Raw genomic sequence first — 6,474 nt, 5'->3', positions numbered from 1 at the left:
ACCTGCTCATATTTAACGCTTTTCCATAACCGTTCAACCATCACATTATCAATCCATGAGCAGTATACTGCGCAAGTTTACCCTCCATGCTGATTTGAATGTCATTTGATTTCAATGCTTCAATAAATGCATCACTGGTAAATTGACTGCCTTGGTCTGTATTAAAGATTTCAGGTCGGCCATATTTTTTAATAGCTTCATTTAATGTTTATATACAAAATGCAACCTCCATACTCATCGATACCCTATGCGCAAGTACCTTGCGGCTATGCCAATCAATCACAGCACATAAGTAGACAAAGCCTTTTGCCATAGGGATATATGTTATATCCCTTGCCCACACTTGATTACTCCGCTGAATACTCAATCCTTTGAGCAGATATGGATATTTACGCTGAGCTTGATTGGCCTGACTTGGATTTGGTTTACGATATAACGCATTAATGCTCATTTTTTCATTAAAGTACGTGTATGACGTCGTCCTATAGGATGTCCTTGACGATTCAACAAATCACGCATCATACGGCTACCTGCAAAAGGGTATTGCATATGTAATTCATTCATACAACGCATCAGCTTCAGATCTGATGCACTTACAGGTTTTGGGCGATAGTAATAATGGAGTGAAAGAATATTTAAGTGAAATACTCGGTATATTTTTAGGTGCTGATAAGTGTTTCAAAAATAAAACGATCTGTCATGTTTTTTAGACTATTCCTAAAAAATGCATCGTTATACACTACATTTAATCCAAGATAACGCTCCAAAGAGCATAAAGTAGGAATAACAACATGAGTAACTTCTTAAATAGCATTAAATCGCGTCGTAGCATTTATGCAATTGGTAAAAATCTTACCGTTGACCAGGCAACGATAGAAGAAACAATTCGCGAAGCAGTAAAACACAGCCCATCATCATTCAACTCACAAACTTCACGTGTTGTAACTTTATATGGTGAATCACACCATAAATTTTGGGAAATTGTTCGCGAAACTTTACGTAAAATGGTTCCAGCAGAAGCATTTGCAAATACTAGCGCGAAAATTGATAGTTTCTCAGCAGGTTTTGGTACAGCGTTATTTTATGAAGATCAAGATGTTGTAAAAGGTTTACAAGAGCAATTCGCATTGTATGCGGATAACTTCCCAGTTTGGTCTGAACATTCAAGTGCGATTGCACAGTTCGCAACATGGACAGCATTATCTGAAATTGGTGTTGGTGCATCATTACAGCACTATAATCCAATCGTGGATGCCGAAGTGGCTGAAACTTTTGATATTCCATCAAACTGGAAACTACGTGCCCAGTTAGTATTCGGTTCTATTGAAGCAGCTGCTGGCGAAAAAACCTATATGGATGACGCTGCACGTTTCAAAACTTTTAACTAAGTAAATATATGTATCACTAAAAAGAGCACTCAATGTGCTCTTTTTTTATTTAAGGTTTGTATTCGCCAAAAGAACTACGGCGCTTAGCATTAGAATTGATGTATATATCTTAAAAAAGCCAAATTGTTGGAATAGACAGTTTTGTTTTATGTCATAAAATGGTCATAATCGCAGAGCATAGTGCTTACGATTTCATAAATTGTTTATATCGAGAAGAGTCTAATGTCTTTAAGAGTTGGTGTTGCTGCTTTCGGGTTATTATTGAGTAGTTCAGTTTTTTCAGCAGTCACAATCACTGCACCTGAAGAAATCGTGATTCTTGCGGTAAATGGTCAAGAAGTAAATAATGGTTTAATTCCTTCAAAGAAAAATAACTATCAGGTTGATCCTGGGAACTTAACGGTAAATGTTCGTTACCGTGAATATTTTGAACACTTAAATGGTGAACACGATATTGTGAAATCTGGTGTGGTAACAATTCAAACAACAGATCTTAAAGATAATCAAACTTATAATTTGGCACTCGTAAATGCTCCAAAAGACTTTAGTCAAGCAAAAAAATTTGCTGAACAGCCTACGGTTGCTTTATATGATCAAAGTAAAAAACTTGTAGTACAGCAAACAGGTGCAAATAATGAAGCTCAACCGTGGTTTTCAGGTAATAGTTTATTAGCTCGTACCTTAGATTTAACCCAAAAAAATAAAAATAATGTTGTGAATCAACCTGCACCCGTCTATGCAGCTTCGACAACAAATGTAGCACCTGTTGCTGTAACAGCAACAACGGTAGTATCTGGCAATATAAAAACCACAGATCAGCAATTAGTAGAGTTGTGGCAAAAAGCATCGAAAGCTGAACGTCAAAAATTTATGGCGTGGTTAGCAGGGCAAACGAACTAATTGCTCAACTGTAAAAGAACCGATGTTATCATCGGTTTTTTATTGAGCGTATAAAATAGAAATGTCTTTAAACATTAGAACTGCAAAAATTGATGATGTAGCGCAATTGGTTGAATGAATCAATTTGGCTGATCGGGCTCAATCTGAGCGAAGTTGGACCACTGAAAAAGCATTTGTAGATGGAATACGGATTACCAATGAACAATTGAGTGGAGACTTGAGCTGATCAAATTTTAAACTGTTTATTGGCGAGAATGAACAAGGTTTGTTAGTTGCTTGTATTGGACTCAGTATTGATCATAACTCTGTTGAAATTGGAACTTTTGCGATTGATTCATCGATTCAAAACTTAGGATATGGCAAACAAATGCTCAATTATGTTGAAGTATATGTTGCACAGAGTTGTATGGAAGTTCGAGATTTAATTATGTATGTCTTAGATGTCCGCTCTGAGTTAATCGCATATTATCAGCGTCGTGGTTATCAGATTACAGGTCATACAGCGCCTTATCCTGTAAATGCAAATGTAGGTCAGCCGTTGGTGCCAATTCAGTTAATTGAAATGAAAAAGGCGATCATATAGTCTATTGATTATAAATTAAAAATTTTATTACTCAATATTTTAAATTACATTGTAATTACTTTGTGTATTATTAAATGATCATTCAAAACGACACAAAAAAAGAGGAAGCCATGCTTCCTCTTTATTTGATTTGTTAAAGATTAATTACCAATCCAAATATAATAGCCTAAGATCATCAGAGGCCATGCAATATAGGGACTAAATAACCATTTCCATAACCAAAATCTTGGTATAAACCCAACACCATGAATAAAACCGCCAGAAATACCGACCATGACGAGCATCAGCATACTGTGGTTGTAGTGACCATTGGCATCCAGCATCAATGCAGGATGTACCAATAAAATGGCAGCAAGGGGCAATGCCAACAAAAACGAAACGGTCATTGCAAGCACTTGTGCCTTACTATTCTTCGGTGTTGTCATTGCTTGAGCCATTACTTATTCCTCATCTAAATCTTGATGGTGTTCGATATAGAGCGCACTCAGTACACCTGCGAAGCACGCCATCAAAACGCCTAGAATCCATGCAAAATACCACATTTCACATCTCCTCATTAGTACAAACTATGTGAATTTTCTTCAATGTGTTTGTTAGTGATGACACCCCACATTTTGTAATAAGACCAAGAGGTATAGATCACAATGAGAGGAACAAAAATACAAGCAGCAACAGTCATTACACCAAGAGTTTTGTGACTAGAAACAGCATCCCACATCGTTAAACTTGATGTTGGATCGATACTTGATGGCAATAAGAATGGGAATAATGCAAAACCAGCAGTTAAGATCGCACCCACAATCATCAGACTCGTACCTGTAAAACTTGCAGCTGCCTTACGTTTTCCAGCACTAAGAATAACCAATAATGCACCTAGGATTGCAACAATTGGTGCAGCCATAGTAATTGGATAGGTTGAGTAGTTATTCAACCAACCATGGTTTGCATTTGTTACAACTTCTTTTGCAAGTGGGTTTAATGCAGCATTAGTATTCACAGCAGTAGCGTAACTATAGCCTGAGATATTTCCAAAGAATAACCAAGCGCCAGCCGCTAAGAAACATATAAGGAATACGATTGCCATAATTTGAGTTGCTTTAGCTGAACGGTTATGTAAATCACCATCAGTACGAAGCATTAACCATGCACCACCGTGAGCACATAACATCGACAAACTCACAATACCGCAAATCAGCGCAAACGGATTCAATAATGCAAAGAAGCTGCCTGTGTATTGAGAACGTAAGGTGTCGTCTAAGCTAAATGGTACGCCCAAAAATAAGTTACCAAATGCAACACCGAATACTAGTGCTGGTACAGCACCACCAATGCACAGACCCCAATCCCAAGAAGTACGCCATTGAGTATTTTCCAGCTTGGAACGATAGTCAAATCCGACAGGTCGCAGGAACAGGGCAAATAAAACCAATAGTAATGCCCAGTACATGCCTGAGAATGCGACGGCATAAACCATTGGCCATGCGGCGAACAGGGCACCGCCCGCAGTAATAAACCAGACTTGGTTACCATCCCAGTGTGGTGCAATGGTGTTGATGGCGGCACGGCGTTCAGAGTCGGTTTTGCCTACAAATGGCATCAGTGCCATTGAGCCCATGTCGAAACCATCTGTGAGGGCAAAGCCAATCAGTAATACACCAACCAATACCCACCAAATAATTTTTAGGAGTTCATATTCGATCATGATTGAGCCTCCCCAGTTTTTGCTGCTAGTTTCTCAAAATGATATTTACCAGTGTGCAATGAACTTGGACCTAAACGAGCAAATTTGATCATTAAGTACATCTCAATAATAAGAAGTACGGTATAGAACGCGGCAAGTGCGATGATTGAACCCCATACATCACCTGTACTTACGCTTGAAACAGATAGATGTGTTGGTAGGATTTCACCGATTGACCACGGTTGGCGACCACCCTCAGCCACATACCAACCTGTTTGAGCTGCAATCCATGGGAGTGGAAGAGCAAACAGGGCGTATTTGAGTAACCAGGGCTTGTTCTCTGCATTGCGTTTTGCAACAGCCCAAGTTGCTAAGATGAATAGCAATAACATGAGGAAGCCAGAGGCAACCATGGCACGGAAAGAGAAGAACAATGCCGCTACATTAGGAATGGTGTCCTTTGTTGCTGCCTGAATGTGTTCTTCAGTTGCATCGACCACATTTGGAGAATATTTTTTCAATAAAAGACCATAACCCAAGTCTTTCTGGTTTTTCTCAAATGAAGCAAGCAATTCAGGAGAACGATCCCCTGCACGAAGCTTTTCTAGCTCACTGTATGCAACCATACCATTACGGATACGGATTTCGTGTTCCTTCATCAAGTCATGGATACCAGTGACCTGTTTATCGGTAGAGCGTGTTGCAATGATACCCATAACATATGGAATCTTAATTGCATAGTCGGTACGCATTTCTTTTTGGTTGGGGATACCAAATAAAGTAAATGCGGCTGGGGCAGGTTCTGTATGCCATTCAGCTTCAATTGCAGCAAGTTTGGTTTTTTGAACATCACCTAGCTCATAGCCCGATTCATCACCCAGTAAGATGACGCATAGGGTTGAAGCTAAGCCAAAAATTGCGGCGATTGCGAAAGAACGGCGTGCAAATGGTAAATCACGTTTCTTTAACAGGTAATAACTTGAGATCGCAAGTACAAAGATTGAACCTGTGACATAACCCGCAGAAACTGTGTGCACGAATTTAACCTGCGCAACAGGGTTGAAAATCAACGCGCCGAAGTCTACAAGTTCCATACGCATGGTTTCGTAATTAAACGCAGCACCAACTGGGTTTTGCATCCAACCATTGGCGATCAAAATCCATAATGCCGACATATTGGAGCCAATCGCAACTAGCCAAGTTACAGCTAAGTGTTGAACTTTAGAAAGACGATCCCAGCCAAAGAAGAATAGACCAATAAAAGTCGATTCTAGGAAGAAAGCCATTAAGCCTTCAATTGCAAGCGGTGCACCAAAGATGTCGCCTACATAGTGAGAATAATAAGCCCAATTGGTACCAAACTGGAATTCCATCGTTAAACCAGTGGTTACACCTAAGGCAAAGTTAATCCCGAAGAGTTTCCCCCAAAATTTGGTCATGTCTTTGTAAATTTCTTTACCAGAAATCACATAAGTGGTTTCCATAATGGCAAGAATAAACGCCAGACCTAGAGTGAGAGGAACGAAAAGAAAGTGATACATTGCGGTCATTGCGAATTGGAACCGCGAAAGATCGACCACGCTTTCAGAAATCATCAACGTGTCTCCTGATTGTTGGGTAGGTCACCAGCAATACGCTCGGCAACTTGATTGTTAAAATCTTTTGGAATGGTTGGGGCATCGAACCAGATATGTTTAATCACCATGAGAAGCACAACTTTAATAATAAGAATGATTGTGATTTCTCTGATTAATCTTCGGTTTGGGTCTTGAGAACTTGTCTTCATCGAGCCAGCCTCATAATTTTTAAGATGTTACACATTATTAATTAAAATTTACTAAAAATAAACCTTTAAGGTCTTTAAAATGAATTAATTTAGTATTATTTATAAAAATCAATTAATTATATAAATTTTGATCAAA

7 protein-coding genes and 2 pseudogenes are annotated in these 6,474 nt (G+C 38.9%); 3 read left to right on the top strand and 6 right to left on the bottom strand.

Features of this window, described 5'->3' with window-relative positions; translation table 11 throughout:
• Window positions 1-618, bottom strand: a pseudogene (locus B4H32_RS05145) (IS3 family transposase); the annotation flags it as partial.
• 173 nt (window positions 619-791) lie between these two features.
• Here B4H32_RS05145 and B4H32_RS05140 point away from each other — a divergent pair.
• The 3 genes and pseudogenes from B4H32_RS05140 to B4H32_RS05130 all read left to right on the top strand — a co-directional run bounded on the left by B4H32_RS05140 (window position 792) and on the right by B4H32_RS05130 (window position 2,871).
• Complete coding sequence (locus B4H32_RS05140) at window positions 792-1,388, top strand: nitroreductase family protein (RefSeq protein WP_004682094.1); 597 nt, start codon at window positions 792-794, stop codon at window positions 1,386-1,388.
• Window positions 1,389-1,610: 222 nt separating this feature from the next.
• On the top strand, window positions 1,611-2,288 hold the full coding sequence (locus tag B4H32_RS05135) for a DUF2057 domain-containing protein (RefSeq protein ID WP_004682093.1): 678 nt from the start codon (window positions 1,611-1,613) through the stop codon (window positions 2,286-2,288).
• A 118-nt stretch (window positions 2,289-2,406) separates the two neighbouring features.
• Window positions 2,407-2,871, top strand: a pseudogene (locus B4H32_RS05130) (GNAT family N-acetyltransferase).
• 140 nt (window positions 2,872-3,011) lie between these two features.
• Here the strand turns inward: B4H32_RS05130 and B4H32_RS05125 are convergent.
• Genes B4H32_RS05125 through cydP form a run of 5 tightly spaced genes read right to left on the bottom strand, consistent with a single transcriptional unit; the run spans window position 3,012 to window position 6,338 of the window.
• Window positions 3,012-3,308: a cyd operon YbgE family protein gene (locus B4H32_RS05125; protein WP_004682089.1), complete on the bottom strand. Its 297-nt coding sequence runs from the start codon at window positions 3,306-3,308 to the stop codon at window positions 3,012-3,014.
• Between the two features lie 3 nt (window positions 3,309-3,311).
• Window positions 3,312-3,413, bottom strand: coding sequence for a cytochrome bd-I oxidase subunit CydX (cydX, locus tag B4H32_RS05120; protein WP_004653762.1), 102 nt, complete (start codon window positions 3,411-3,413; stop codon window positions 3,312-3,314).
• A gap of 14 nt (window positions 3,414-3,427) precedes the next feature.
• Complete coding sequence (cydB, locus tag B4H32_RS05115; protein WP_004682087.1) at window positions 3,428-4,573, bottom strand: cytochrome d ubiquinol oxidase subunit II; 1,146 nt, start codon at window positions 4,571-4,573, stop codon at window positions 3,428-3,430.
• A complete protein-coding gene (locus B4H32_RS05110; protein WP_286800506.1) occupies window positions 4,570-6,147 on the bottom strand; it encodes a cytochrome ubiquinol oxidase subunit I in 1,578 nt (525 codons plus the stop codon). The genes cydB and B4H32_RS05110 overlap by 4 nt, the downstream gene beginning before the upstream one ends.
• Window positions 6,147-6,338, bottom strand: a complete 192-nt coding sequence (gene cydP, locus B4H32_RS05105) for a cytochrome oxidase putative small subunit CydP (RefSeq protein WP_286800505.1) — start codon at window positions 6,336-6,338, stop codon at window positions 6,147-6,149. Before cydP ends, B4H32_RS05110 begins: the two co-directional genes overlap by 1 nt.
• Between the last annotated feature and the right edge of the window lie 136 nt (window positions 6,339-6,474).

The sequence above is a fragment of the Acinetobacter sp. UBA2063 genome, assembly GCF_002333245.1.
In the GTDB taxonomy this organism is placed as follows: Bacteria; Pseudomonadota; Gammaproteobacteria; order Pseudomonadales; family Moraxellaceae; genus Acinetobacter; species Acinetobacter parvus.
The sequence above is the reverse complement of the archived record's forward strand: the minus strand, read 5'-3'. Positions and strand labels throughout refer to the sequence as shown.

Bases quoted from the DNA above. Each gene is read 5' to 3' on its own strand.
- cydB (WP_004682087.1), bottom strand. From the start codon at position 4,573: ATGATCGAATATGAACTCCTAAAAATTATTTGGTGGGTATTGGTTGGT.
- B4H32_RS05140 (WP_004682094.1), top strand. From the start codon at position 792: ATGAGTAACTTCTTAAATAGCATTAAATCGCGTCGTAGCATTTATGCA.
- B4H32_RS05135 (WP_004682093.1), top strand. From the start codon at position 1,611: ATGTCTTTAAGAGTTGGTGTTGCTGCTTTCGGGTTATTATTGAGTAGT.
- B4H32_RS05110 (WP_286800506.1), bottom strand. From the start codon at position 6,147: ATGATTTCTGAAAGCGTGGTCGATCTTTCGCGGTTCCAATTCGCAATG.
- cydP (WP_286800505.1), bottom strand. From the start codon at position 6,338: ATGAAGACAAGTTCTCAAGACCCAAACCGAAGATTAATCAGAGAAATC.
- cydX (WP_004653762.1), bottom strand. From the start codon at position 3,413: ATGTGGTATTTTGCATGGATTCTAGGCGTTTTGATGGCGTGCTTCGCA.
- B4H32_RS05125 (WP_004682089.1), bottom strand. From the start codon at position 3,308: ATGGCTCAAGCAATGACAACACCGAAGAATAGTAAGGCACAAGTGCTT.